This window comes from Pseudomonas idahonensis, from assembly GCF_037903935.1.
GTDB lineage: Bacteria > Pseudomonadota > Gammaproteobacteria > Pseudomonadales > Pseudomonadaceae > Aquipseudomonas > Aquipseudomonas danubii.
This window is the reverse complement of record NZ_CP149586.1, coordinates 3,613,440-3,640,082: the sequence shown is the minus strand read 5'-3', so window position 1 is coordinate 3,640,082 and position 26,643 is coordinate 3,613,440. Positions and strand designations below refer to the sequence as shown.

The 26,643-nt window shown below is 63.8% G+C and carries 18 protein-coding genes; 7 read left to right on the top strand and 11 right to left on the bottom strand.

Features of this window, described 5'->3' with window-relative positions:
• Positions 1 to 69: 69 nt before the first annotated feature.
• The 7 genes from WIN67_RS16395 to glgA all read right to left on the bottom strand — a co-directional run bounded on the left by WIN67_RS16395 (position 70) and on the right by glgA (position 11,999).
• On the bottom strand, positions 70 to 828 hold the full coding sequence (locus WIN67_RS16395) for a PIG-L deacetylase family protein (RefSeq protein ID WP_102863443.1): 759 nt from the start codon (positions 826 to 828) through the stop codon (positions 70 to 72).
• Positions 829 to 1,162: 334 nt separating this feature from the next.
• Positions 1,163 to 3,322, bottom strand: coding sequence for a glycogen debranching protein GlgX (gene glgX, locus WIN67_RS16390; RefSeq protein ID WP_339069304.1), 2,160 nt, complete (start codon positions 3,320 to 3,322; stop codon positions 1,163 to 1,165).
• Between the two features lie 115 nt (positions 3,323 to 3,437).
• Positions 3,438 to 3,737 (bottom strand): DUF2934 domain-containing protein, encoded by a 300-nt coding sequence (locus WIN67_RS16385; protein WP_102879202.1) that lies wholly within the window; start codon positions 3,735 to 3,737, stop codon positions 3,438 to 3,440.
• Between the two features lie 21 nt (positions 3,738 to 3,758).
• Positions 3,759 to 6,545 carry a malto-oligosyltrehalose synthase gene (locus tag WIN67_RS16380; protein ID WP_339069300.1) on the bottom strand — a complete coding sequence of 929 codons (2,787 nt, stop codon included), beginning with the start codon at positions 6,543 to 6,545 and terminating at the stop codon, positions 3,759 to 3,761.
• Entirely contained in the window at positions 6,542 to 8,623 is a 2,082-nt protein-coding gene (gene malQ, locus WIN67_RS16375; protein WP_110596906.1) for a 4-alpha-glucanotransferase, read from the bottom strand. Before malQ ends, WIN67_RS16380 begins: the two co-directional genes overlap by 4 nt.
• Positions 8,620 to 10,416, bottom strand: a complete 1,797-nt coding sequence (gene treZ, locus WIN67_RS16370) for a malto-oligosyltrehalose trehalohydrolase (protein WP_339069296.1) — start codon at positions 10,414 to 10,416, stop codon at positions 8,620 to 8,622. The genes malQ and treZ overlap by 4 nt, the downstream gene beginning before the upstream one ends.
• Before the next feature lie 14 nt (positions 10,417 to 10,430).
• Positions 10,431 to 11,999: a glycogen synthase GlgA gene (gene glgA / locus WIN67_RS16365; protein ID WP_339069294.1), complete on the bottom strand. Its 1,569-nt coding sequence runs from the start codon at positions 11,997 to 11,999 to the stop codon at positions 10,431 to 10,433.
• An 807-nt stretch (positions 12,000 to 12,806) separates the two neighbouring features.
• Between glgA and tssI the strand changes: the two genes are divergently transcribed.
• From tssI to WIN67_RS16330, 7 genes are read left to right on the top strand one after another with little or no spacing between them, the layout of a single operon-like run.
• Entirely contained in the window at positions 12,807 to 14,873 is a 2,067-nt protein-coding gene (gene tssI / locus WIN67_RS16360; protein ID WP_339069292.1) for a type VI secretion system tip protein VgrG, read from the top strand.
• Entirely contained in the window at positions 14,870 to 15,718 is an 849-nt protein-coding gene (locus tag WIN67_RS16355) for a DUF4123 domain-containing protein (protein ID WP_339069290.1), read from the top strand. The genes tssI and WIN67_RS16355 overlap by 4 nt, the downstream gene beginning before the upstream one ends.
• The gene (locus tag WIN67_RS16350; RefSeq protein ID WP_339069288.1) at positions 15,715 to 18,993 is read left to right on the top strand and encodes a toxin VasX; all 3,279 of its coding nucleotides are present in this window, start codon (positions 15,715 to 15,717) and stop codon (positions 18,991 to 18,993) included. The genes WIN67_RS16355 and WIN67_RS16350 overlap by 4 nt, the downstream gene beginning before the upstream one ends.
• Positions 18,990 to 19,913, top strand: coding sequence for a hypothetical protein (locus WIN67_RS16345; RefSeq protein WP_339069286.1), 924 nt, complete (start codon positions 18,990 to 18,992; stop codon positions 19,911 to 19,913). Before WIN67_RS16350 ends, WIN67_RS16345 begins: the two co-directional genes overlap by 4 nt.
• Positions 19,910 to 20,848 (top strand): hypothetical protein, encoded by a 939-nt coding sequence (locus WIN67_RS16340; protein ID WP_339069285.1) that lies wholly within the window; start codon positions 19,910 to 19,912, stop codon positions 20,846 to 20,848. The genes WIN67_RS16345 and WIN67_RS16340 overlap by 4 nt, the downstream gene beginning before the upstream one ends.
• Positions 20,845 to 21,771, top strand: coding sequence for a hypothetical protein (locus tag WIN67_RS16335; RefSeq protein ID WP_339069283.1), 927 nt, complete (start codon positions 20,845 to 20,847; stop codon positions 21,769 to 21,771). Before WIN67_RS16340 ends, WIN67_RS16335 begins: the two co-directional genes overlap by 4 nt.
• Positions 21,768 to 22,712 carry a hypothetical protein gene (locus WIN67_RS16330; protein WP_339069281.1) on the top strand — a complete coding sequence of 315 codons (945 nt, stop codon included), beginning with the start codon at positions 21,768 to 21,770 and terminating at the stop codon, positions 22,710 to 22,712. Before WIN67_RS16335 ends, WIN67_RS16330 begins: the two co-directional genes overlap by 4 nt.
• Positions 22,713 to 22,915: 203 nt before the next feature.
• On the opposite strand, the gene WIN67_RS16325 is transcribed toward WIN67_RS16330, so the two are convergent.
• From WIN67_RS16325 to WIN67_RS16310, 4 genes are all read right to left on the bottom strand, one after another.
• A complete protein-coding gene (locus tag WIN67_RS16325; protein ID WP_102863454.1) occupies positions 22,916 to 23,353 on the bottom strand; it encodes a YqaA family protein in 438 nt (145 codons plus the stop codon).
• Positions 23,350 to 23,799, bottom strand: coding sequence for a DUF411 domain-containing protein (locus tag WIN67_RS16320; RefSeq protein WP_102879207.1), 450 nt, complete (start codon positions 23,797 to 23,799; stop codon positions 23,350 to 23,352). The genes WIN67_RS16325 and WIN67_RS16320 overlap by 4 nt, the downstream gene beginning before the upstream one ends.
• A 154-nt stretch (positions 23,800 to 23,953) precedes the next feature.
• The gene (locus tag WIN67_RS16315) at positions 23,954 to 24,883 is read right to left on the bottom strand and encodes a copper resistance protein B (RefSeq protein WP_422394617.1); all 930 of its coding nucleotides are present in this window, start codon (positions 24,881 to 24,883) and stop codon (positions 23,954 to 23,956) included.
• Positions 24,873 to 26,639, bottom strand: coding sequence for a copper resistance system multicopper oxidase (locus WIN67_RS16310; RefSeq protein ID WP_339069277.1), 1,767 nt, complete (start codon positions 26,637 to 26,639; stop codon positions 24,873 to 24,875). The genes WIN67_RS16315 and WIN67_RS16310 overlap by 11 nt, the downstream gene beginning before the upstream one ends.
• Positions 26,640 to 26,643: the final 4 nt, after the last annotated feature.

Sequence of the window (26,643 nt, the reverse complement as noted above, 5' to 3'; positions counted from 1 at the left end):
TCAGTGACGGTTTCTCATGGGACTGATGGCCGGCACTCGCGTTCAGGTTATTTTCCGCCCGGGCCCGGCCTACATCAGGATGATTTCGTAGGGCAGGCGCAGGCGCTCCAGCAGAATCGGCGACAGCGACGGTTCCAGGCCGATTTCCGGTTCGCCCTGCAGCTGGCTGGCGTAGGCGTGGGCCGCGTGGCGCTTGCGGGCCACGGTCCAGGTGTCCAGGCGCAGCTTGCGTGCCCGCTGCCAGGGAATCTGGTGCTCCTCGCGCGAGGACCAGTGCCAGGCCCAGATCGGAATCTCGTAGAAGCGCGCCCCCACCTGGCCGGCAGCCTTGGCCGCGGCCCGGCCCACGGCTTCGTGATCGAGGTTGCCGTCGCCGCGCCAGGTGCTGAACACCACATCGCTGTCGCGCAGGTAACGGCTGATGAATGGCGCCAATTGCTGTTCGCGCTCGCTCAGGGCGCTGTCGGCAAAGCCACCACGAATCCACTTCAGGCTGTGCAGGGGCAGCCCCAGGCGGCGCAGGGCCTCGGCGCTTTCCTGGGGCCGGAACACGCTGAGGCGGCGCTTGGGCCACAGCTCGGAGCCTGGGTGACTGGCGCTGCCGTCGCTGATGGAGATCAGTTGCAGGGGGTGGCCATGGTGGGCCAGCACTTGCAGCAGGCCGCCGCTGGCTACCACTTCATCGCCGGGGTGGGGGGCGATGATCACGGCCCGGGAGCCGGGTGGAACCAGATTGCCAAGGTTGATGGGGGGAACGTCGGCCAGGTGGCGGGCGCCGTTCCAGATCTGGCTGGGCCAGCTGTTGTCTATTGCGGTTATGGCTTTCATGAGGTGTCACATCCCTGTTTTCCGGGTCACGGCAATGAGGCCTGAACATCCGTTCAGTAGCGACCCTGGGTTTGCACGTACGCTGATTCCATGGCATCTGCCTCAGCGTCATGTACCGGTGCTCCATACCTTTGGGGCACCCTGATCCGAGCGCAATCATACTCAGCCCGTGGCTGCCTACACAGAGGGTTGAGTTGAATTTGTCGATTGCGACCCGTTTCTCAGGGTAGTCGCATTTTGTTGCCAGGCCCGAACTCCTGACGAATGCCTGGAATTTGCCGACGCTTGGCTTGTCGGCCAAGGCGGCATCGAGGGCGCGCTGCAAGGCTGGCGCTCAGTCGTCCTGTTCATGCTCAAGCTCGAAGAACAGCAGCGATCGCCCGGTCACCGAGTACTCGTGGCCAAAGACGAAGCGCTCCTGGCCGTGCACCGCCGGCTGGTGGGTGTCGAGCATGCAGGTCCAGAACTCACCGGCCGGCACTTGCGGCAGGCGGAAGTTGACGATGTCGTGGTGGGCGTTGACCACCAGCAGCACCGTGGCGTCGGACCCGGGGCGGCGGATGCCGGTTTCCTGGGCGCGGCCGTCCAGCAGCATGCCCAGGCAGCGGCCATGGGCATCCTGCCAGTGCTCGGTGGTCATTTCGTTGCCATCGGGAGCCAGCCAGGTGACGTCCTTGACGCCGATGTCCTCGTTGTAGTTGCCCACCAGGAAACGCCCGCGGCGCAGGATCGGGTAGCTCAGGCGCAGCTTGATCAGGCGCTTGACGAACTTGAGCAGCGACTTGCCGTCGGCATCCAGGTTCCAGTTGATCCAGCCGATCTCGCTGTCCTGGCAGTAGGCGTTGTTGTTGCCATGCTGGGTGCGGGCGAATTCGTCGCCGGCCACCAGCATCGGCGTCCCCTGGGCCAGCAGCAGGGTGGCGAAGAAGTTGCGCATCTGGCGCAGGCGCAGGGCGTTGATCTGGGGGTCGTCGCTGGGACCTTCGACGCCATGGTTCCAGGACAGGTTGTTGTTGCTGCCGTCCTGGTTGTTCTCGTCATTGGCCTGATTGTGCTTGTCGTTGTAGGACACCAGATCGCGGAGAGTGAAACCGTCGTGGGCGGTGACGAAGTTGAGCGAGGCATAGGGGCGGCGGCCGCGCTGGTTGAACATCTCCCCAGAGGCGGTCAGGCGCCCGGCAAAGTCCGCCAACTGACCGTCGTCGCCTTTCCAGAAGGCCCGCACCGTGTCGCGGAAACGATCATTCCACTCCACCCAGCCCGGTGGGAAATTGCCCACCTGATAGCCGCCGGGGCCACAGTCCCAGGGTTCGGCGATCATTTTCACCTGGCGCAGCACCGGGTCCTGGCGACAGGCCACGAGAAAGCTGTGGCGCTCGTCGAAACCATCGTGGTAGCGGCCGAGGATGGTCGCCAGGTCGAAGCGGAAGCCGTCCACGTGCATTTCCGTGGCCCAGTAGCGCAGGGAGTCGGTGACCATCTGCAGCACGCAGGGATGGCTCAGGTCCAGGGTGTTGCCGGTGCCGGAATCGTTGATGTAGAAGCGCTTGTCGTCGGGCATCAGGCGGTAGTAGGAGGCGTTGTCGATGCCGCGCATGGACAGGGTCGGGCCTTGCTCGTTGCCTTCGGCGGTGTGGTTGTAGACCACGTCCAGCAGCACCTCCAGCCCGGCCTCATGCAGGTGCGCGACCATTTCCTTGAACTCGGCGATCTTGCCGCTGGACAGGTAGCGCGGGTCCGGGGCGAAGAAGGCGATGCTGTTGTAGCCCCAGTAGTTGGTCATGCCCTTGTGCAGCAGGTGCTGGTCATTGACGAAGGCATGGATCGGCAGCAGCTCCACCGACGAGACGCCAAGCTTGCGGATGTGCTCCAGCACGTCGTCCACCATCAGCCCGGCAAAGGTTCCCCGCAGGTGTTCCGGCACTGCGGGGTGGGTCATGGTGAAACCGCGCACGTGGGTCTCGTAAAGGATGGTCTTGTCCCAGGGCACGCTGACCCGATGGTCGTGGCCCCAGGTATGGGCCGGGTCGATGACTTTGCACTTGGGCACGAAGGGCGCGCTGTCCCGTTCGTCAAAGCTGAGGTCGGCGTCAGGATGGCCGATGGTGTAGCCGAACAGCGCCTCGGACCATTTCAATTGGCCCACCAGCTGCTTGGCATAGGGGTCGATCAACAGTTTGTTGGGGTTGAAACGGTGACCGTTGGCCGGCTCATAGGGACCGTGCACTCGGTAGCCGTAGATCAGCCCGGGGTGAGCGTCGGGCAGGTAGCCATGGAAGATTTCGTCGGTGTACTCGGGCAGTTCGATACGTTCGAGCTCCACTTCGCCGGCAGCGTCGAACAGGCACAGTTCGACCTTGGTGGCATTGGCCGAGAACAGTGCGAAGTTGACGCCCAGGCCATCCCAGGTGGCGCCCAGAGGGAAGGGCAGGCCTTCACGGATGCGCGAGGGTTCGTTCTCGGGAGTCGGCGGAGTCTGCTTGGATCTGCTCATGGTTGCTCCTGCAAAAAGGATCAGGGGGCCCGCCGTGGGTTTTCCAGGGCGAAGCCATCCAGGGTGGCGTGCGGGCGCGCCACCGGTTCAGGGCGATAGAGGGGCGGGAGTGTCGTCAGTGGGCTGGCGGCTTGCGCGGTGCCCGGGGTTTCTTCGGCGCCGCAGGCTTCTCTCCCGGCGGCACTACCACCGCGGCGGCCGACTTGGCCTTGGGTTTGCTGGCGCTCTTGCCGGGCGGACTGGCGGCGGCAGATTTGCTCTTGGCGCCCTTGGGCGGCTGGCTCGGGGCCAGGGCCTCGGCCTCGGCGAGCTTGCGGGCCATTTCCCAGTGTCGGGCTTCGTGGCCCTCCGGTTTCCCTTCCGACTCCCAGATCTGATAGGCGAATTCACGTATGCGTTTGTCGTCGGTACTCATCGCAATGCTCCTGGACTGAACTCAATGTTGAATCAAAAGGTTGAGTGGAAAGTCTTGCAATACGGCGCTGATCAGCAATTCCTTGTGGGGTGTGACTGCTCCGGTTGAAAAAAGTCCATTCAGGTTGCGGCCCGAAGCGGTGAACGGTAGTTGCACCCGGGTATCGCCCCATCGCTGCGCATCCACCTTGGGGATTGCACTGTCATCCAGCAGGCCGGCGACCTGGATCGGCACTATCACCACGGCTCGTTGCTCCTGGTATTCACGCATGAACGCCAGCACCCGGCCGGCTTCCTGCCCCAGCACCATCAGCGGCTGGTAGCTGCCGCGCTGGAACAGCTGCGGGTACTGACCGCGCAGGCCCAGGGTGCGGGCAATCAGGCCCTGCTTGATACGTCCGTCACGCCACTGGGCCAGCCACTGCCGAGGATCGCGCGGGCTGTCCAGGGCGCGTTGCCGGGCCGGGTAGTCCGGCAGTCGGCGGTTGTCCGGGTCCACCAGGCTGAAGTCCCAGAAGTCGTTGCCCTGATACAGGTCCGGCACCCCTGGTACGGTCATGCGCAGCAAAGTTTGCGCCAGGCTGTTGAGGGCGCCGCCAGGGGCGATGCTGTTGGCTGCCGCCGCAAGCGACTGGCGCAGGGCCAGGCCTTGCGGCGAGACCAGCACGGCGCTGACAAACGCCTGAACGCTCTCTTCGTAATCAGGATTGGGGGCTGCCCAACTGCTGTGCAGCTTGGCTTCACGCAGGGCCTTGAGTTGCCATTGCCAGATGCGCTGGGCATAGCGCTCCAGGCCCGGCTGATCCTCGGCCTGCAAATCCAGGGGCCAACTGCCCAGCAGGGTCTGATAGAGGATCAGTTCATCGCCTGCCGAAGGGGCGTCGGGGTGCTGGTGCAAGGGGGCAGCCAACAGCCGCCAGCTGGCCACTTGGCGGGCATACCAGGGGGCCCGCTCACTGAGCAGGGCCAGGCGCGCGCGGCTGTCTTCGCCACGCTTGTGGTCATGGGTGGCGCTGGTCAGCAGGTTGTCGGGGAAGCTGTCCAGGCGCTGCTGGCAAGCGCTGTGGAAGGCCGAGATCGGCGCACTGAACTGTTCGCTGTTGAAGCCCACGTCATTGCGCGCCAGGAGCACCGCCGAGCGGTAGAAGGCGGTGTCTTCCACGGCCTTGGCCGCGGCCGGCGAGGTCAGTTGCTGGAAGCGCACGCAGGCGTGGCGCAGCAGCTTGCGCGCCCGGCCCGGGGGTTGCCGGCGCCAGCCCTGGCCGCCGAGCCAGCGCTCCAGGCAATCGAGTACCGGCCAGTCGGCTTCGCTCAGGCGGCCTCGGGCGCCGTCCATGGCCTGTTGGAAAAACCGCTGGTCCTGGGGCCCGCGGCCCTGGGCACCGATGTAGGTGCGGTACACCGGAAAGTGCACGATCAGCTCCTGCAGCGCCCGGCGGATGGCCCCCAGGGTCAGGTCGCGGCTCATCAGGTCCAGCCGCGCCACTTGCAGCAGCGCCTGGGCCACGTTTTCAAAGTCACCGGCCAGGGAACCGTTGAGGATCTGCTGGCGTGCCTGCAGGGCTTCCTCGCCGAACTGCGGCGTCCGCTGGCTGTGCCGGCTCCACAGCTCTGCTAGCAGCGGCTGGCCGGCGGGGGCCTGTTGCAACAGCGACAGCTGGTTCATGAATTCGTAGCCGGTGCTGCCGTCCACGCCCCAGTCGCGATGCAGGGTCTCGTCCGCGCCGAGGATCTTCTCGACGTAGATCGGCAGGTGCTGGCCTGGACGCAGGCGGTCGACCCGGCGCCGCAGCTTGCGGCAGTAACCCCGGGGATCGGCCAGGCCATCGATGTGGTCGATGCGCAGGCCATCCACCAGGTTTTCTTCGATCAGCTGGAAGACCTTGGCGTGGGTGGCTTCGAACACGGCCGGGCGTTCGACCCGCAGGCCCCCCAGTTCATTGACGTCGAAGAAACGCCGCCAATTGATGTCATCGGCTGCGGTGCGCCAGCTGGCCAGACGGTAGCTCTGTTGTTCCAGCAACTGATGCAAACGGGTGAAGCCGCCGGCCTGGCGCGCGTCGTAGCCTTGCAAGTGGGCGTCGATGGCCTGGCGCACTGACGGCTGGCGCAGTTGGTGTGCCAGGGCTTGTTGCAGGGGCCGGGCCTGGGCATGGGCGGCGCCGTTGAAGCGCAACGCCGCAAAACCGTCGGCCAGGGATTTCAGGGCGCCGCTGGACTCGGCGTCCAGCGGCTCCGGAAGTCGCAGCAGTGGTGCGTAGTCCCAGGGGCAGATGGGAAAGCAATGTTCGTGGTGCTGTACGTGAAAGCCGCTCAGGTCGTCGTCCAGGCGCAGCTTCAAGCGGCCTTCCTGCAGCGCCACGCCATAGTCGCTGTCGAGGAACGGCAGGAGCAACTGGCCTTCCATCAGCGGGTCCGCGGAGTGCCACTGGATATCGAAGAATTCGCCATAGGGGCTCAGCCGCCCCCATTGCAGCAGGTCCAGCCACCAGGGGTTGTCGCTGCCGCCCACGGCCATGTGGTTGGACACGATGTCGAGGATCAGCCCCATCCCTTGTTGACGCAGGGCCGCCACCAGGCGCCGCAGGGCCGCTTCGCCCCCCAGCTCCGGGTTGATCTGGGTCGGGTCCACCACGTCATAGCCGTGCTGGGAGCCGGCCCGGGCCCGGAGCAGGGGTGAGGCATAGAGATGGCTGATGCCCAGGCGGGCGAAGTAGGGCACCAGGGGTACGGCGTCGTCGAGGGTGAAGCCTTGATGAAACTGCAGGCGCAGGCTGGCCCGCAGCAAGGGCAGGGACGGCAGGTTCATCGGTCACGCTCTAGGGCTTGTTGCCGGGCACAGGCCAGCAGTTCCAGGCGCCGGGCGGCATCGCTGTCGTCCAGCAGGCGTCGGCTGGCACTGGCCAGGCGACGGCGCCAGTTGGGGTGGCTGTCGAGGGTGCCGGGCAGGTTGGCCTGTTCATCGATGCCCAGGGCATCTTCCAGGGGGAGAAGCACCAGGGGCGCACGGGTATGGCCAAGAAAGCGCACGCTGGCGTCCAGCACTTGGTCGGCTTCGTGGGCCTCTTGGTGAAAGTTCTGTGGGTCCTGGGCCAGGGCCTGGCGCAGGCCGTCACGCTCGCGCTGGCGGTGTTCGCGCCATTGTCGCGCGCCCTGTTCATCCACCATGCCCAGGCGCAGGTTCCAGTCGATGTCGCGGCCCTGCCACCAGCCGTTGAGGGTGGGCAGATCGTGGGTGCTGGTGGTGGCCAGGGCGTTGTCCGGCCAGTCCAGGATCGGCTTGAAGTGGCAGCCGTGGTCCTGTTCGAACAGCAGCACGCGCATGCCGAGCATGGCCCGGGCGGCGAGCTTTTCCCGCAGGCCGTCGGGCACCGTCCCCAGGTCCTCGCCGAGGACAATGGCCTGGTGCCGATGGGATTCCAGGGTCAGCAGGCGCAGCAGATCGTCCACCGGGTAGTACAGGTAGGCGCCGTCGCAGGGCGGCGCTCCCGACGGGATCACCCAGAGCCGTTGCAAGCCCATCACATGGTCAATGCGCAAGCCGCCGGCATGGGCGAAGTTTGCCCGGAGCATTTCGATGAAGGCGCGATAACCATGGCGCTGCAAACCTTCGGGAGAGAAGGCACAGATGCCCCAGCCCTGGCCCTGGCGATTGAGGATGTCCGGTGGCGCCCCCACGGTCAGGGACGCCAGCAACTGCTCCTGGCGGCTCCAGGCCTGGCTGCCACCGCCGTCGGCGCCCACCGCCAGGTCGGCGATCAGGCCGATGCCCATGCCGCTGCTGTGGGCCGCGCTCTGCGCCCGTTCCAGGCTGCGGGCGATCAGCCACTGGCAGAAGGCATGGAAGCCGATTTCATGGGCCTGCTCCTCGGCGAACCGGGCCAGGGCCGGGCTCGCCGGGTTACGCCAGTGTTGCGGCCAGTGACGCCAGTCCAGGTCTTCGCCGCGGGCGGCGCGCTCGGCCTGGATGGCCTCGAACCGGCAGTGGTTTTCCAGGGCTTCGCCGGCGCTGCGGCGATAGCTGGCGAAGTCCTCGTGCAGGGGGTGCTGGCCGTGGCAGAAGCCTTCGTACAGGGCGCGCAGTGCTTGTTGCTTGGCCTGGGCCGCCTGGGGCCAGTCGATCAGTGGTTGCTGTTCCAGGGCTTGCAAGGTCTGGCCAAGGCCACAGGATTCGATGGCGCTGCGCCAGGCCCGGTCGCCGAGAATGGCCCCGGGAGCGGCGTACAGGCTGTTGAGAAACAGCCGGCTGGAGGGCGAGTAGGGGCTGTAGCGCTGAGGATCGCTGTTGAACATGGCGTGCAGCGGGCTGATGGCCAGGGCATCGGCGCCGCGCTCGGCGGCTTGCCGGGCCAGCTCTTCCAGTGCCTGGGTATCGCCGAATCCACCGTCACCGGGGCGGCGCAGGGCATACAGCTGTACGCTCAGGCCCCAGGCTCGCGGGGTCGGCTGGCCCACGGCGTCGGCCACGCTGTAGCAGCGTGCGGGGGCCACCGCGAGGGTGAAGTGTTCCTCCTCGATGCGCACCGAGTGGTAACCCACCGGGATCTGTCCTGGCAGCACGCTCTGTTCATCGAGCTGCAGCGACAGCGGTTCGCCGTTTTCCAGCTCGATGGCACAGCGGGTCCCGGGCGCGAAGTACCGGGCCAGGTCCAGGCCCTGGCCGACGTCGGCGGTCAGCAGCGGTGGCAGGTGCCGGCTTTGCTGCAGTTGGTGCAACTGCTGCAGGCTGTCGGCGATTTCCTGGTCGCTGTCGGCGGGGTGGCCCAGGCCCGCCAGCACGGCCCGCAACACCCGCGCCTCAACCTTTTGCGGTCGGCCGTTGGCGTCGATCCAATCCACTGCCAGGCCGGCGCGGCTGGCGAGTATTTCCAGTTGCGCATCGCTCATCGGCGTTCTCCATCGGGGGCGGTGGGGCAAGGCCCGCTGTCCAGTTGCACCACTGCGCTGAAGGCGGGTAACCAGCCCTGCTGCCAGTGTTCAAGGGCTCGCGGTGGGTGTTCAAACCACAGTTGTGCTGTTGCTTCGGGCTCCAGTTCGACCCGGTGTGGGCTGAGGTTGAGGTCGATGCGCAGCAGGCTGCCGTCACCCAGGCGCCAGCGTGCGCTCAGCGCGCCTTCGGCCAGCACCCGGGTGTCCAGGGCCTGGGCGCCGGGCAGGCGCGGGATCAGTTCGCGGTGACGGATACGCAGCAGGCTGCGGTACAGCTCACGGGTCGTCTTGGCCTGTTGCGACTGGGGCCGGGGCCGTGATGCCTGGAAGGTCGAGGGGGCGTTGGGATCGGGGATGCGCTGGCGCTGGGCGGCGTCGGCAAAGGCGCTGAAGGCGGCGAACTCGTTGCGCCGACCCTGGCGCACGGCCTCGGCCAGTTCCCCCTGGTGGCTGGTGAAGAACAGGAACGGCTCCTGGGCCGCCACTTCATCGCCCATGAACAGCAGCGGGATCATCGGCGACAACAGCAGCAACACCGTGGCCGCCTGCAGCGCCTGGGTCGGCGCCAGCTGGTTGAGGCGCTCGCCAAAGGCCCGGTTGCCGATCTGGTCGTGGTTTTGCAGGAACAGCACAAAGGCGCTGGGGGGCAGGTGGCCGCTGGGTTCGCCCCGGGATTGGCCGTGGCGGTTGGCATGGCCCTGGAAGGCGAAGCCCTGGCTCAGGCAGCGGGCCAGTTGCGCGGTGGGGGCGTCGGCGAAGTCGGCGTAGTAAGCGTCGGTTTCCCCGGTGAGCAGTACGTGCAGGGCGTTGTGCCCGTCGTCGTTCCACTGGGCGTCGAAACCCTGCTGCAGCAGGCTGGCCTGGTTGAACTCGTTTTCCAGGTTGAGCCACACCTGGCGCGACGCCGGCACCGCCTGGCGTACCCGCTGGGCCAGTTCATGGAGAAAGTCCGGGTCGTCGATGGCGTGCACGGCGTCCAGGCGCAGGCCGTCGAAACGGTACTCCAGCAGCCACATCAGGGCGTTGTCGATAAAGAAGTCGCGCACCTGCCGCCGGCGGAAGTCGATGGCCGCGCCCCAGGGGGTGTGCAGATCCTCGCGGAAGAAGCCCTTGGCGTAGCGCTGCAGGTGGTTGCCGTCGGGGCCGAAGTGGTTGTAGACCACGTCGAGGATCACCGCCAGGCCCAGGCCGTGGGCGGCGTCGATCAGGGCCTTGAGGTCGTCGGGAGCACCGTAGGAGGCTTCCGGGGCGTAGGGCAGGACGCCGTCGTAGCCCCAGTTGCGCTCGCCGGGGAACTCCGCCAGGGGCATCAGCTCGATGGCGGTCACCCCCAGGTCCACCAGGGCCGGCAGGGCCTGCTGCACCGCCAGGTAGCCGCCCATGACCCCGACATGCAGTTCGTAGATCACCGCCTCGTGCCAGGGCCGGCCAAGCCACTGGGGCTGCTGCCAGGCGTAGGCGTTGTGGTCGACCACCAGGCTGGGGCCATGCACATCGCCGTCCTGGGCCCGGGAGGCCGGGTCCGGCACCTGGATCTGCCGATCGATGGTGTAGCGGTAGCGGCTGCCCGCCGGGCAGCGTGCCTGAGTCACGAACCAGCCGTCGGCCTCGGGCCGCATCGGCAGTGACTGGCCGTCCGCCAGTTCAACGCTGACCTCACGGGCATCCGGGGCCCACAGGGCGAACCGGGTGTGCTCGCTATCCAGCATCACTGCGCCGTGGGTCCAGCTGTGCAGGGTGCTTGATGGCATGGGTCCAGGCCCCTTTATTGTCGGGTGGCCTGCCCCAGGGCCTTGGCCACCAGTTGTTCGTAGAGTTCGGCGTAGGGTTCCACCGCCTTGCACCAGTTGAACGGGGCGGCCATGGCCCGGCAGCGCATGGCGTTGAGCAGCGCTGGATAGGCGAAGACCTTGAACGCCCGGGTCAGCGCCTCCTGGTAGCTGGCGACCGTGGATTCGTCGAACAGAAAGCCGGTGACGCCATTCTCGATGGTGTCCGCCAGGCCGCCGGTGTTGCGCGCTACCGGCAGCGAACCGAAGCGCTGGGCGTACATCTGGCTCAGCCCGCAGGGCTCGTAGCGTGACGGCATGAGCAGAAAGTCGCTGCCGGCGAACATGCGCCGGGCATCGGTTTCATTGAAGCCGATATTGACCCCGATGCGCCCGGGAAAACGCCGGGCCAGGGCGCGCATGGATTGTTCCTCTTCCGGTTCCCCGCGGCCGATGATGGCGATCTGGCCGCCGTTGGCGACGATGAATTCGGCCACGCCCTCGGTGAGGTCCAGGCCCTTCTGGTAGACCAGCCGCGAGACCACGGCGAACAGCGGGCCGTCGCTGGCGTCGAGACCGAACATCTGCCGCACATGGGCGGCGTTGGCCGCCTTGCCGTCCCAATCACCCATGCTGAAGGGGCAGAACAGGTGCGCATCGGTGGCTGCGTCCCAGCTTTCGTCGATACCGTTGGGGATGCCACTGAGCAAGCCTTGCTGGGTCTTGCTGGCGAGAAAACCGTCGAGGCCGCACCCGAAGGCCGGGGTAGTGATTTCCTGGGCGTAGGTGGCGCTCACAGTGGTGATGTGGCTGGCGTAAGCCATGCCGGCCTTGAGGAACGACAGCTTGCCGTAGAACTCCATGCCTTCCTGTTGCAGGGCGTGTTCGGGGATGCCCAGCTCCGGGCACGAGGCCAGGCTGACCACGCCCTGGTAGGCCAGGTTATGGATGGTGAACAGGGTCGGGGTGCGCTGCCCGCGCCAGTGCATGTAGGCCGGGGCCAGCCCGGCGGGCCAGTCGTGGGCGTGCACCAGGTCGGGGCACCAGTGGATCTGCGCCAGGTTGGCGGCGATGTCGGCGGCGGCCAGCCCCAGGCGGGCAAAGCGAATGTGGTTGTCGGGCCAGTCGCGGCCATTGTTGGCGCCGTAGGGCGTGCCTTCGCGCTCGTACAGCTCCGGGCAGATCAGCACATAGATCACCAGGCCGTCGGGCATGTCCATGCGCCCGATCTTGCAGGCCGGCAGCGCCGCGTGGCCCCCCAGCTCGCCGATGATATGGATGGGGTTCTCGCTGTGCAGCACCTGGGGATAGCCGGGAATCAGCACCCGCACATCGTGCAGCTGGGCCATGGCCCGGGGCAGGGCGGCGGAGACGTCGCCCAGGCCGCCGGTTTTCACCAGATCGGCGATTTCCGAAGTGACGAACAGCACCCGCTTGCGGTTGGGATTCTGACGAGCCAGCGGCAGCAGGGTCTTGCCTCCAGGGATGGAAATCGCCTGGGGGGCACGTTCACCGGCCTGCTGTTGAGGATGCTCTCCCTGAGTGTCCAATGCGGCGCTGATCATAGGTCTCTCCCGTTTTATTGATCTGTTCTGCTGTCTCAAGCGCTGCTGTCGGGCCATTCCTGTGGCCGGGCGCAATTGCGCCACACATCGATCAGCCTGAGCTGCTCGAGCGCTGCAGCAGAAAGGGTGGAGGAGCCGTTGCAAGGAATGCACCAGTGGCAGCGACCCTACCTTTAACCTGACCTTGGGCCGACGCGAAAAGTTTCGACTTTTTCAATGCCAAAGTGACCGCTCGGTCACAATGCGAAAATCAGTCTAGGACAGAACCTAGAGCGGCGTCGGGCAGGGCGGGGCGTTGATTTGGCGTGGGCGCAGGGCGACGGATCTATCCCGACGAAAGGTCGGCCGTGCACCGCAGCAGAGCGCGGGTGACATGGCCTCGGCGCGAAAACGGTGAGGGCGCGCCAGGGGTTGGTGCAGATCGCTGGTGGCCTTGCCCGAAAATGGGCAGGGCCGCCGCGGGAGAGGTTTGTGCTGTTGCGCCTAGCTGAGCGGACGGATCGGCTGGCCGCTGTGCCAGGTCGGCAGGTCCTCGATCATCTGAGTAAAGCATTGTCGGTCGTTCTGCTGGCAGGCATCTCCGATCCGGCAAGCGTCATCTGCACTGCTGTGCGCGAAGGCGTTTAGAGAAGGATTGCAGTCGGGTTTCGATTTTCACTACGCAAATCAGAGAACGCGCGCTTTTTCACTCAGAACTATCCCATAGCCAGAATATTCCTCTCTCTTTAGCATGAACCCGCACATGACCTTGCGAAAATCGCGCGCTCCCAAGCGTTCTTTTTCGCTCTAGCGCTTAAGGACAAGCCTATGTTCACACCTGCCCATTTCGCGCGCTTCGAACTGCTTATTCCCGCCGTCCGCCACGATTTCCAAGTACTGGCCTTTGATGGCCTCGAAGCCATCAGCGCCTTGTATGCGATCCACGTTGAGCTGGTCAGCGAAAACCCCGATTTCGATCTGCAAAGCCTGCTTTGCCAGCCCGCGTTTCTGCGCTTTGGCCTCAACGGCGAGGGCCTGCATGGCCGCATCGAAGAGGTCAGGGTCGGCGAGTCCGGCAGGCGCCTGACCCATTACCACCTGACCCTGGTGCCAGCACTTTATTATCTGCAGTTCAGCCACAACCAGCGGATTTTCCAGCACCTGACGGTGCCGCAGATCGTGGCTCAAGTGCTCCAGGAACATGGCATTTTGCCGGATGTGTTTACCTTTCATATCGGCAATGCCCCACAGCGCGAATACTGCACCCAATACGCTGAAAGCGATTTTGAGTTCATCCAGCGCCTGTGCGCCGAAGAGGGCATCGCCTGGCACCACCAGCACTCGATCGATGATCACCTGCTGGTGTTTAGCGAGGATCAGACCTGGTTCCCCAAGCTCGGCGTCACGCCCTATCAACCCGGCAGTGGTAGCGTCGCCGATCACCCGGTAATCAGCCGTTTTTCTCAGCGTTTCAGCACCCGTACCGCTGCGGTCACCCGCCGTGACTATGACCTTGAGCGGCCCAGCCGTTTGCTGGAAAGCCAGGACGCCTGCCAACAGGGCCCACGGCTTGAGGACTATCGCTATCCGTTGTCGATGCCGACCGAGGCACGTGGCAAGCATCTCACCCAACGCGCCCTGGAAAGTCATCGCGTCGACTACCAGTTGGCCGAAGGCGAGAGTGATCAGCCGACCTTGCGCAGCGGCCACTTCTTGACCTTGGCCGGGCACCCGCGCCAAGCCTGCAACGATTTGTGGCTGCTGCTCAGCGTTCATCACACCGGCAAGCAGCCTCAGGTACTTGAAGAAGTGATGAGCGGCGACGCTTCTGAAGCGGAGTTCACCCAGGGTTACCGCAATCATTTCAGCGCCATTCCCTGGGACGTGCCTTATCGCCCGCCATTGCCGGCCCGCAGACCCCTGCTGGTGAGCCAGACCGCACGGGTTACGGGGCCTGTGGGCCATGAAATTTTCTGTGATGCCCATGGTCGGGTCCGCGTCGAGCTGCCCTGGGACCGAGCAGAACTCAATAGCGACAAAAGCAGTTGCTGGTTGCGGGTTTCATCCAGTTGGGCCGGGGAGCATTTTGGTGCGGTGACCATTCCCCGGATCGGCATGGAGGTGGTGGTGACCTACCTTGAAGGCGATCCCGACCAGCCCTTGATCACCGGTTGTGTGGTCAACAAGGCGACTGCGGTGCCTTATCCCTTGCCGGCGAACCAAAGCCGCACCGTGCTGCGTAGCCACAGCACGCCCAACAGTGGCGGCTACAACGAACTGATGATCGAGGACCGGGCCGGACAGGAGAAGATCTTCCTGCGGGCGCAACGGGATCTCGAACAACTGATCCTCAACGACAGCGACACCCGCATTGGCCACTCGCGTCGTGAGCAAATCACCCAGGACAGCCATAGCCTGATCGGCAACGACCGTTCCGAGCAGGTCGATGGCAACAGCTCAAGCCTGATCCAGGGCGATGAAACCCACACCACCCAAGGCGCGCGCAACACCGCGATTGTCGGTGATGAGCTGCTGTCCATCAGCGGCAACGCCAGCACCACTGCTGCGGGGACTTGGGTGATCCAGGCAGGCGCCCTGGCCCGGGTCAACGCCGCCAACGTAGTGATCGATGCCGGTACGAGCCTGACCCTTCAGGCGGGTGGGCAGCATATTGTCATCAGCTCGGGCGGGATCTTCAGCAGCGTGCCGATTGTGGTTGGGGGGGCGCCGTTGGCGGGTGTGTCCGCGGTGCCGGCGCAGTCGCTGCTGCCGGCACTGGCCGAAGCCTTGGTCGCACCGTCGCTGCCGGCCCAGCAAGCAGCGTTGGCTCAGGCAGCCCGGCAAGCGGCTCCAGTCTGTGCCATTTGCGCAAAAATGGCGGAGCTGAGTCTATGAATCAGGCGTATGTGTTACTGGATCCGGCGCAAATCGAACATCTGCCCGAGCGCCTGTTTGAACTGAACGCTGGCGCACAAGTGCGAGCCTTGTACCAACACACCGTCTACCACGCGCTGGCCAGCCTCGGGCCAGTGTTGATCAGGGTTCAGCCGCACAGTGAACTGGCGCAGACCTTCACTCGGGAGTGGGCGGCATCGGCCGGTATCTGGTTGGAGTCCGAGGCCCCTGAACAGGTCTTGTGTGAACACCTGCGCAGCCTGATCCATGCTCGCGTCGAGGGCGGCGCCACAGTATTTTTTCGTTACTACGACCCGCGCATCACCGCCCTATGGTTGACCGACCTGCCGCCTTCGCAGCGGGATCGACTGATGGGGCCGGTGCGCTTGATCCGTTTGCCCCAAGCGCTTCATGCCACCGGACACATCTGCCAGGAAACCCCGCAACCGGCCGCGCAGTATGCCCCGATCCCTTGGCTGGCTCTGACTGCGGAGCAGCTTGAACACTTGTCCAGCGCCAAGCGGCAGTGCTTCACCCGGCAGTTGATCGAGCACGGCCTGCGGTTTTTCCCGGAGCAACTCAATGCGCTGCACAGTGATGCTTTGCAGCAATGGGCCGTCGGTTGCCAGCAAAGCGCGGCGCGCCAGGGTTACAGCGCCATCGATGAAGTCATGGCCTGGGCGCGCTTGTACGCCGTGCTGGGCGAGGACTTTCCCACACGCGCCGAACAGGCGGTCTACCGACAGCTCCTGGCCGAACCGGGCGTGAGCCCCGCACAACGCCTGGACAACCTGAACAGTGAATTGAACCGTCAGTTACTGACCGATAAGGGACCTTTGGCATGAGCGCGGAAAAACTCGCCATGATTGATCGGCATGCCCAGGCTGAACGCGCGGCCAAGGCCTGTCCGCATGTCGATATCAACAACCAGATTGAGCCTTGTCCGGCCAGTCAACCCGAGTTGTTCGTGGTGCCGGTGCGTTACGCCCTGGCGGAGCAACCGGCCACCCATCCCTGCTGTGTGCCGGGTGTCGAGACTCACAGCCGGCCCATGGCCGCGCGGCGCTTGCGCGCAGGGTTCCTCTATCTGTGGCAGAACCAGGGGCCACTGCAACGTTACGCCGTATCCCCCGAAGGCCTGCTTACCGCGCAGGCCCTGGAAGACGATGACTCGAGTGTTCAAAGCGGGCAGTTGGCGGGCCTGCCCCTGAAAAAAATCCATGATGCATGGATGCTTTACAGCGAATACCCGCTGGCGGCGGCCCAGTGCCAAGCCCTGAGCGACAGTCCCGCCAAGCGCGGCAAGCACATGCGCCATGTGGCTCTGCGCATGGTGGCCAACGAGCTGCAAGCGGCGCATTGCCCGCCTCTGGCTCAGGCCAGCCAGGTGATGGCCGAACTTATTGCGCAGGTCTATGCCCAGTCGATGAAAGCCGATCAGCGGCAGGGCTCGGTGGATACCGATGCGCTGGGCGCTGCGGTGATGAAAGAGCCGACCGATGCCAATATCCGGGCCTATACCGAGGCCATGCACCGCGCACGCGAGCGCGAAAGGATCATTGCTCAGTACCCTGAAGTCAGCGATGAGCCTCCTGGCGAATGGAGCGCACAGCCTTGGGAAGGTCAGGCTACCCAGGATTGGCTGGACAGCGCCAAGGCCCAGGCCCGTGGTTTGTTCCCGGTGTTCGCCTGCCTCGACGACGACCTGGGTGTGCTGCGCGACATCAACCATGAACAGGAATGGCTTGAGGCGCGCCACGAACAGTGGATGGCCGATAACAGCCTGCGCCTGAGTATCGGCGGGTTTGTGCGCAGCCTAGTGACCGAAGACGGTGCCGAACTGGCCCAGACCCTGAGCTACACCTACAAAGGCCGCAACATTCAACTCACCCCCGAACAGGGCCAGACCCTGCTCAACGCCCAACGTCAGCTCGACGAACAACTCAAAGCCGAGACCCGCGCCCGTCAGTACGGTGGCCAGCACAGCCCGGCCGAAGCAGCCGTGCGCGATGCCCGGATCGCCAGCATCCTGGCCCCGGTGCGCGAATTCATCCCTGCGGACCTGCACACCGAGGCTGAGTACCTGGTGCGTGAATACCGCGCGCAAAAACAGGCCAACCTCAGCAACCACCTGCTCAGCGCAAAAGTCAGCCAATACATCGATCTAGAAGCCATGAACAACTGGCTCGAACACATCGCTCCAGCGCACTACCAGCACATCGAGTTGCGTCACAAGCTACTGTTTAGCGACCGTGAGACCTTTCTGCCGCGCAATGCCCGCGGCACCTGGTTTGTCGACTATGAACACCGCCCCACACGACGTTGGCTGGAGGAACTGGCCATGGGCTGCTTGAGCGCACAATGCCTGCGCAGCCAGGGCGCCGAGCAATATGCCCAGTATGTGCGCAGCGCCGACGGCAGCGTCCTGAGCCAACTGTTCAGCGCTTGGGTGCCGTCCCTGGACGGCGGTGTCACCAGCAGCGCACGCCTGGGCGAAGTGCTGGCCGCCCTGGCCTCGGAGAACATCAACGCCACCCACGATGCGCTGAAACCCTTGAGCGCACCGATTCTGGAAGACTTGGCACAGATGGGCCGCAACCTCCACTCAACCTGGGCGGTGCTGGTCAATCGCCTGGCGCCCGCGTTGCTGCTGCTCAAAAGCGACAAGGGCATAAGCCCGACCTGGCTGGGGGTATTCGTGACCGCGCGCCTGGGCCGCAATATCCGTTTTCAGGCCGTCACCGAGGGCGGGCTCCAGGTGTGGAGAATGCTTGGCGCCGAGGCTAGCGCCTTCAACCAATGGCTCAACACCACCGCAAAAGCCATAGGCACTGGGCGAGTCGGCGATATCATGCGTTCCCCCGCGGTGACCAATAGCGGCTCGACCGTTGCCGTGGCGGCCTTGCTGCTTAACGTCCTCAATGCCGAGCGCTCCCTGAGCCAAGCGGCGGCCTTGGAGGGGGTGGGGCAAAAGCGCATCAACGATACGGTGTCCGCTTCCTTGTATGCAGCGGCGGCGTTGACCGGGGCGATTGATAATGTGGTGAGGGTGGGGGTGGAGCGAGACAGGTTCCTGATCCGCTCGTCTGCGGCCCCTACACTCACTCTGTTTGGTGGGGTGATTGGTGGGTTTTCATTCGGCGCAGCAGCAAATGAGTTCAGATCCCTGCAAATACAGCTCGAGCGCGCACAAACCCACATCGATCCGTGGCTGGATATGCGCCAGGCGGTGGTCGGCGGGCAAGTCGCGGTCTTTGGCGCCCAGGCCTTGCTGGGGGTCAACTACACCTTCAGGGCCCTGGCGGGGCTGCTGGAAGTCGAAGTGGCGATTTTGCGCTACTCGACCCTGATGGGGCCGTTGAACTTGCTGATCGCCGCGCTGGGGGTGCTGTACCTGATCAGTTGGCTGTTTGAGCAAAAGCCCCTGCAAAACTTTCTCAACCACTGCTGCTGGTCAAAGGGCCGCGCCGGCAATCTGACGCCGATTCCGGCTCAGGCCCAGCAACAGGAACTGAATCGGCTGTATGCCATTCTCTATACGCCCCGGGTCAGCATGCGCAGCCACGCGGCAACGGCTCCGGCGGTTAATAGCCCCAGTGGCATGACCTATGTCAGTGCCATCGACGCCCTGACCATCGACCTGCCCGGCGCTGAGCCGCAAAGCGTCTACCTGGAGCTGAGCATGATCGGTGACCCGGTGGACAGCCAAGCTTCGCGCCACCTGATCAAAAACAGCCCGCCCCATGCGCGCTACCAGCCCCCCCGGCCCTGGCGCGACCTGACGCCCCATTGGCTGCCCAGCAGCGCCTGCAGCTGGATCCCGGCCAAGGAAGGGCAGGGCCTGCGCTTGAGCGGGCCCTTTAACACCGTGCCCAACGTACTGAGCACGCTACCCGGCACCGTCTCCCTGCGCCTGCGTTATCGCACACCGCTGCTGGCGTTGCTGGGCGCCAGAAATTTTATCGGCGGTGAGCGCGGCGTGGCCTTTACCTTGAAAGACGGAGTGGGCGTCACTGCATTATACGACGACCCCACGCCCGAGCTGGACCGCGTACCGAGCTACCCGCTCGCCAGTCAGCAGAGCGGCGTTACTTACCTGCAACCCAAGGACGACACGTGAGCAAACCCGCGGCCGGTACAACAAAAAAACGGATCTTTTCGCGCAAGGATTATCTGGCGCCCTTGCCCGTTCCCACCGGGCAAAAACCGTCCGACATGCTCAATATCATCTGGCGCAAAAACGAGGTGTTTCTCGATATTGGCAACTACAGCATCGGCTCGGCGGTAATGGGGTTGTGGCCGTTGGTGATGGTGTTTGTATTTATGACTTACATCAATCCTGATCCATTGATATGGGGAGGAGGGCTAATAATCACTGGCATCCCCACACTTCTCCTGATCTATTCCCTTTACCGCAAGGTGCCTTTGCCCATTCGCTTCAATCGCCAACGCCGCGAGGTGTGCGTACCCCGTGAGGATGGTGAGTATTGGATCGTCCCCTGGGAAAGCGTGACGGCCGCCGCTACGCAACATTCCTCGGTCAGTCAGGCGGGTAAAAACACCATGGGGCTGCTGTTTATCGGTTTTGAAAACCCGGACCTCACGGCCAAGGAAGGCAACCAGCACTTCTACTGGGGGTTCAACTGTGGCGGTGGCACATCGGCCATGGCTTTGTGGGAGTGCGTGCGCAGTTATATGGAAGTAGGGGCAGAAGCGGTTGAGGATCAAACAGCACGCTTTGATAGGTCTAAGGGAATCTGGGCAACTTATCTGGATGACCTTATCAAGGCAGCAAAATTGAGAGGCTGGCCGGTCACCTTACTGTGGGAAGGTTTTTGTGGGATTTTCATTTTTAACACCTTATTGATAGATGTCCTTGAGCGCTGGAAGCTGAATCCGCCACCCGATCTTACCGATTCAGCCATCATCGAATGGTCAAAACCTCTGCCTCCCGAGCAATGGGCCAAACCCTCCCCCGAACTCCGTGCAGCCATAGCCGAACGCGAAGCCGAGTTGGCCAGCCAGGACCAAGGTACGTGAGCAAGCCCGCCGCCGGCACCAGCCAAAAACGGATCTTTTCACGCAAGGATTATCTTGCGCCCTTGCCCGTTCCCACCGGGCAAAAACCGTCCGACATGCTCAATATCATCTGGCGCAAGAACGAGGTGTTTCTCGATATTGGCAACTACAGCATCGGTTCGGCGGTGATGGGGTTGTGGCCCTTGGTGATGCTGTCTGCATTTATGGGCTATTTGTTCAGGCACGATCATGACGAAATGCATATTTTTGCAGTTATGACGACTCTGGTGATCGGCATCCCAACGCTACTTTTGATCTATTCCCTGTACCGCCAGGTGCCTTTACCCATCCGCTTCAATCGCCAACGCCGCGAGGTGTGCGTGCCTCGCGAGGATGGCGAATATTGGATCGTCCCCTGGGAAAGCGTGACGGCCGCCGCCACGCAACACTCCTCAGTCAGTCAGGCGGGCAAAAACACCATGGGGCTGCTGTTTATCGGCTTTGAAAACCCGGACCCCACGGCCAAGGAAGGTAACCGGCACTTCTACTGGGGGTTCAACTGTGGCGGTGGCACATCGGCCATGGCTTTGTGGGAGTGCGTGCGCAGTTATATGGAAGTAGGGGCAGAAGCGGTTGAGGATCAAACAGCACGCTTTGATAGGTCTAAGGGAATCTGGGCAACTTATCTGGATGACCTTATCAAGGCAGCAAAATTGAGAGGCTGGCCGGTCACCTTACTGTGGGAAGGTTTTTGTGGGATTTTCATTTTTAACACCTTATTGATAGATGTCCTTGAGCGCTGGAAGCTGAATCCGCCACCCGATCTTACCGATTCAGCCATCATCGAATGGTCAAAACCTCTGCCTCCCGAGCAATGGGCCAAACCCTCCCCCGAACTCCGTGCAGCCATAGCCGAACGCGAAGCCGAGTTGGCCAGCCAGGACCAAGGTACGTGAGCAAGCCCGCCGCCGGCACCAGCCAAAAACGGATCTTTTCACGCAAGGATTATCTGGCGCCCTTGCCCGTGCCCACCGGGCAAAAACCGTCCGACATGCTCAATATCATCTGGCGCAAGAACGAGGTGTTTCTCGATATTGGCAACTACAGCATCGGCTCGGCGGTGATGGGGTTGTGGCCGTTGGTGATGGTGTTTTTAGCCATGTCCTACTTCACACGAAATTTTGCCTTAGATTTCAGCCAAGATATTTTGTTGCTAGGTTCAGTAATCACCGGCATCCCCACGCTCCTCCTGATCTATGCCCTGTACCGCCAGGTGCCTTTGCCCATCCGCTTCAATCGCCAACGTCGCGAGGTGTGCGTACCTCGCGAGGATGGCGAGTATTGGATCGTCCCCTGGGAAAGCGTGACGGCCGCCGCCACGCAACATTCCTCGGTCAGTCAGGCGGGTAAAAACACCATGGGGCTGCTGTTTATCGGCTTTGAAAACCCGGACCCCACGGCCAAGGAAGGCAACCAGCACTTCTACTGGGGGTTCAACTGTGGCGGTGGCACATCGGCCATGGCTTTGTGGGAGTGCGTGCGCAGTTATATGGAGATTGGGCCGCAGTCGGTGCCTGATAGTCGAGTAGGTGTTGCGCCTTATGAGGAAACGCAAATCGGCTCGATCATCATGGATCTGCGTAAGGGCAATGTGTTGGGCGTTCTGTGGGGCATCTTTTGCATTACGATTCTGGGAACCTATTTCGCGGAGAAATTACAGAATCTAAAGCTGTCTGATCCGCCCGATTTGCCTTGCCCAGCCATCATCGAATGGTCAAAACCTCTGCCTCCCGAGCAATGGGCCAAACCCTCTCCCGAGCTCTGCGCAGCCATCGCCGAACGCGAAGCCGAATTGACCGCCCAGGCGCAAAACCCATGAGTAAGCCCACCGCCGGCACCAGCCAAAAACGGATCTTTTCACGCAAGGATTATCTGGCGCCTTTGCCCGTTCCCACCGGGCAAAAGCCGTCCGACATGCTCAATATCATCTGGCGCAAGAACGAGGTGTTTCTCGACATTGGCAACTACAGCATTGGCTCGGCGGTAATGGGGTTGTGGCCGTTGGTGATGGTGTTTGTATTTATGACTTACATCACTCCTGATCCATTGATATGGGGAGGAGGGCTAATAATCACTGGCATCCCCACACTTCTCCTGATCTATTCCCTGTACCGCAAGGTGCCTTTGCCCATCCGCTTCAATCGCCAGCGTCGCGAGGTGTGTGTACCCCGCGAGGATGGTGAGTATTGGATCGTCCCATGGGAAAGCGTGACGGCCGCCGCCACGCAACACTCTTCGGTCAGTCAGGCCGGTAAAAACACCATGGGGCTGCTGTTTATCGGCTTTGAAAACCCGGACCCCATGGCCAAGGAAGGTAACCAGCACTTCTACTGGGGGTTTAACTGTGGCGGTGGCACATCGGCCATGGCTTTGTGGGAGTGCGTGCGCAGTTACATGGAGATTGGGCCGCAGGCGTTACCGATTACTAACGACTTTGAAGGCGGACGAGAGCGGTTAGGTGGGAAAAGTGTGTTTTGGGGAATTTGTCGCGACTACCTTGATGGCATCAGGCAACACCTGATGGCTCAGGAGGTAGGACAAGCGGTTTGGCTGGTGATCGCGGCGGTGCTGCTTGGCGCTCCGTTGGCAATGATGCTGCAAACCTGGAAGTTGTCGCCGCCACCCGACCTTACCGATCCAGCCATCATCGAATGGTCAAAACCTCTGCCTCCCGAGCAATGGGCCAAACCCTCCCCAGAACTGGCGGCAGCCATTGCCGAGCGCGAAGCCGCGTTGGCCAGCCAGGCTCAAAACCCGTGAACAAGCCTGCGGCCGGGACAACAAAAAACGGTTACTTTCGCTTAAGTAGCAGGTTTCGCGTGCCCTGCGGCGTATTGGGCGCAATCGTTAGGTGCAGGGCTTGGTCGGCGACCGGTGACTCGGTACCCAACAGGCTGCAGCGGCTGATCATGTGGCCGGCGTCCTGCTCGCTGAAGTCTCCTGGCCGAGGCCGAGGTTGCGGCTCAGCCGAGCCAGCCCAGGGTCAGCCACACCAGCACGGCGTAGCGGGCGCCCTTGGCCAGGCTGACGATCAGCAGGAAACGCTTGAGGGGTTCGCCCATGACGCCTGCCACCAGGGTCAGCGGATCGCCGATCACCGGCATCCAGCTCAGCAGCAGCGTCCAGTGGCCGTAACGCTGGTAGTGCACCCGGGCCCGCTCCAGGTGCTTCGGACTGACGGGAAACCAGCGACGCTCCTTGTAGGTGTCAAGGCGCTGCCCCAGCCACCAGTTGACCAGGGAGCCCAGGACGTTGCCCAGGGTCGCCACCAGCCAGAGCCCGAGTACCGTCAGTTGGCTGTTGTGCAGCAGGCCCACCAGCAGCGCTTCCGACTGCAGGGGCAGCAGGGTGGCGGCGGCGAAGGCGGCGAGAAACAGGCCGAGGTAGGCGCTGGCGATCAACGGGCCGGGTAGTCCGCTACCACGACATCCTGGCCGTCACGGGTCAGGCCGATGACTTGGAAGGCGTCGGCGCCCATGCCGTCCATTTCCATGCCGGGGGAGCCCATGGGCATGCCCGGGGCGGCGATGCCCAGCAGGTCGTCGCGCTTGCGCAAGGCCAGGACCTGTTCAGCAGGCACGTGGCCTTCGACGAACTTGCCGTCGATCACCGCGGTGTGACAGGAGCCCAGGCGCGGAGCCACGCCCAAGCGCTGTTTGACCGCGCTCATGTTGCTTTCCACGTGGTCGGTGACGGCAAAACCGTTGTCCTGCAGGTGCTCGATCCACTTTTTGCAGCAGCCGCAGTTGGCGTCGCGGTGCACGTCGATGGGGATCAGTTCGCCCGCCTGAGCCAGGGAGCCGATCAGCAGGGCGGACAGGGCCGCTAGACGCAGTGAAGTTTTCATCGAAAGTCTCGTTGTCGCTGTTGAATAAGGGGCGCTGGCAGGGCCGGCCCTTGTGGGGACACGCTGGGGGTGGTGCATTTTGCGGCTTTTTTTGCCAGCTGCCGGCGGCTTTTGTTTCAAGTTGATACCAAGCCCCGGGCGCGGAGCAAGGGTTCTAGAACCACATTCGCAGCCCCAGCACCAGGCGAGCGCCGTTGTCCGGTTCGCCGTCGTTGCGGGCGTAGTCGGCGGTCCGCCCATGGCTGCGGTTCCAGGTCACACCTATATAAGGTGCGAATTCCCGGCGCAGTTCATAGCGCAGCCGCAGGCCGATTTCGCTTTCGGCCAGGCCGGCGCCTTGGCCCCGTTGCGGATCGTTGCGGCCGTACAGGTTGAGTTGCGCCGACGGCTGCAGGATCAGGCGCTGGGTCAGCAGCAGGTCGTAGTCGGCCTCGACCCGCAAGGCGCTCTGGCCGCCTTCTCCAAGATAGGCGGTGACCTGGCTTTCGACGTTGTACAGCGCCATGCCTTGCAGGCCCAGGGCTGCCCAGGTCTGGGCCGTGCCGGGCTTGAAGTCCTGACGCAGGCCGCTGACCAGATCCCACCAGGGGCTGATGGCGTGGCCCCAGAGGGCTTGCAGCTCGGCATGCTCAGTGACGCCCCGGGTGCGTTCACCCTCGCTGCGCAGCCACAGCCGGTCACGGTCGCCACCTATCCAGCCATTGACCTCCCAGCCCAGGCTCGTGCCGCGCTCGGCGTCCTGCCATTCGAGCCGCTCCACCAGGAAAAAACTGTTCAGCGACTTGCCGTGGAGGACGTGACCGGCCGCGCTTGGGTAGACCGTCCGGCGATCGGCATCGGTCAACGGCGCAATCGGTGTACGGCTTTGCAAGGGGGCTGCGACTTGCAGGCCCGGCATCGCTGAGTGATCCATGCCGCGCATGTCGTGTCCGGGCATCTGTTGTGGTGCCCGGGTGTCGTGGTCCATGCCGGGCATGGACTGACCATGGGCCGGGGTACCGGGCCAGGCCAGCAGGACGATGCCCAGGCCGAGACCGCTCAGCTCGCCCGGCAGCAGTGGCAGCAGGGGCGTCTCAATCGGCATGGGGCACCTCCCGTTCTTCGACCCGGACTTCGCGGAACATGCCGCTCTCCATGTGGTACAGCAGATGGCAGTGGTAGGCCCAGCGCCCCAGGGCATCGGCCGTGACCCGGTAGCAGCGGCGGGTGCCCGGCGGCATGTCGATGGTGTGCTTGCGCACCTGGAAACGGCCGTGTTCGTCCTCAAGGTCGCTCCACATGCCATGCAGGTGGATGGGGTGGCTCATCATGCTGTCGTTCACCAGTTCAATCCGCACCCGCTCGCCATACTCCAGGCGCAGGGGCTCGGCCTCGGCAAAGGCGATGCCGTCGAAAGACCAGGCGAACTTTTCCATATGGCCGGTCAGGTGCAGGGTCAGGGTACGGCTCGGTTCGCGGCCGTCGGGGTCGGCGAAGGTGCTTTTCAGATCGGCGTAGGTCAGCACTCGACGGCCGTTGTGGCGCAGGCCGAGGCCAGGGTCGTCCAGGCGTGGCTGGGGATTCATGGCTTGCATGTCCACCAGCGGGTTGGCGGTTTCCGAGGCTGGATGGGGGATCTGGCTGCTCATCGCGCTGTGGTCCATGCCGGGCATGGCCATCGACTTGTGCAGCATGCCCGGCATCGCCGCCTGATCCCTGCCGGGCATCGGGGCCATGCCCATGTCCTCCAGGGTCAGCAGCGGCCGGGGGGCCAGGGCCGGCGCACGGGCCTTGAGGCCGGGGACGCTGCTCAGTGAACCCAGCGCGTAGCCGCTGCGGTCCATGGCCTGAGCGAACAGACTATGGGCACCGGCGCTGGGCTGCACCAGCACGTCGAAGGTTTCTGCCACGGCGATCCGCAGCTCATCCACCGATACCGGCTCCACGTGCTGGCCATCGGCGGCCACCACGGTCATTTTCACGCCGGGAATGCGCAGGTCGAAGTAGGTCATGGCCGAGGCATTGATCAGCCGCAGGCGCAGGCGTTCGCCGGGGCGGAACAGTCCGGTCCAGTGGTTGTCCGGTGCCTGGCCGTTGAGCAGGTAGGTGTAGGTGGCGCCGCTGACGTCGGCAAGGTCGGTGGGGGTCATGTTCATCTGCGCCCACATTGTGCGCTCGGCCACAGTGGCGGCCCAGCCGTCGCGGCCGACGTCTTCGATGAAGTCAGCGAGGGTGCGTTTGTGCCGGTTGTAGTAGTCGGACTGCTTTTTCAGGGTGCGCAGGATCTGTTCCGGCGCCTCGTCGCTCCAGTCCGACAGCAGCACCACGTAGTCGCGGTCGTACGTGAAGGGCTCCGGCTCCCGGGCGTCGATCACCAGTGCCCCGTACACCCCCAGTTGTTCCTGGAGCCCGGAATGGCTGTGGTACCAGTAGGTGCCATGCTGCTTGACCGGGAATGAATAGCGGTACAGACCGCCGGGCTCGATGCCTTCGAAGCTCAGGCCGGGTACGCCGTCCATGTCGGCGGGCAGGATGATCCCGTGCCAGTGGATCGACGTCATCTGGTGCAGCTGGTTGCGCACCCGCAGGGTGACCCGGTCGCCCTCGCGCCAGCGCAGCAGGGGGCCGGGCAGGCTGCCGTTGACCGTCATGGCCTGGCGCGGCTGGCCGCTGAAGTTCACCGGCAACTGGCCAATGGACAGGTCGAAATCGGTGCCTGCCGCGACCTCGGGCTGACCCGGACTGCTGATGGCCCAGACCGGATTGCGCCACAGCCCCAGACCGGCGAGAACGCCTCCGGCCGCCAGGGCCTTGACGAAGGTGCGTCGGGACGGGCTGTGTCTTGATGGGGGGAACGGCATGGCG

Bases quoted from the DNA above. Each gene is read 5' to 3' on its own strand.
- WIN67_RS16395 (WP_102863443.1), bottom strand. From the start codon at position 828: ATGAAAGCCATAACCGCAATAGACAACAGCTGGCCCAGCCAGATCTGG.
- glgX (WP_339069304.1), bottom strand. From the start codon at position 3,322: ATGAGCAGATCCAAGCAGACTCCGCCGACTCCCGAGAACGAACCCTCG.
- WIN67_RS16385 (WP_102879202.1), bottom strand. From the start codon at position 3,737: ATGAGTACCGACGACAAACGCATACGTGAATTCGCCTATCAGATCTGG.
- WIN67_RS16380 (WP_339069300.1), bottom strand. From the start codon at position 6,545: ATGAACCTGCCGTCCCTGCCCTTGCTGCGGGCCAGCCTGCGCCTGCAG.
- malQ (WP_110596906.1), bottom strand. From the start codon at position 8,623: ATGAGCGATGCGCAACTGGAAATACTCGCCAGCCGCGCCGGCCTGGCA.
- treZ (WP_339069296.1), bottom strand. From the start codon at position 10,416: ATGCCATCAAGCACCCTGCACAGCTGGACCCACGGCGCAGTGATGCTG.
- glgA (WP_339069294.1), bottom strand. From the start codon at position 11,999: ATGATCAGCGCCGCATTGGACACTCAGGGAGAGCATCCTCAACAGCAG.
- tssI (WP_339069292.1), top strand. From the start codon at position 12,807: ATGTTCACACCTGCCCATTTCGCGCGCTTCGAACTGCTTATTCCCGCC.
- WIN67_RS16355 (WP_339069290.1), top strand. From the start codon at position 14,870: ATGAATCAGGCGTATGTGTTACTGGATCCGGCGCAAATCGAACATCTG.
- WIN67_RS16350 (WP_339069288.1), top strand. From the start codon at position 15,715: ATGAGCGCGGAAAAACTCGCCATGATTGATCGGCATGCCCAGGCTGAA.
- WIN67_RS16330 (WP_339069281.1), top strand. From the start codon at position 21,768: ATGAGTAAGCCCACCGCCGGCACCAGCCAAAAACGGATCTTTTCACGC.
- WIN67_RS16320 (WP_102879207.1), bottom strand. From the start codon at position 23,799: ATGAAAACTTCACTGCGTCTAGCGGCCCTGTCCGCCCTGCTGATCGGC.
- WIN67_RS16315 (WP_422394617.1), bottom strand. From the start codon at position 24,883: ATGCCGATTGAGACGCCCCTGCTGCCACTGCTGCCGGGCGAGCTGAGC.
- WIN67_RS16310 (WP_339069277.1), bottom strand. From the start codon at position 26,639: ATGCCGTTCCCCCCATCAAGACACAGCCCGTCCCGACGCACCTTCGTC.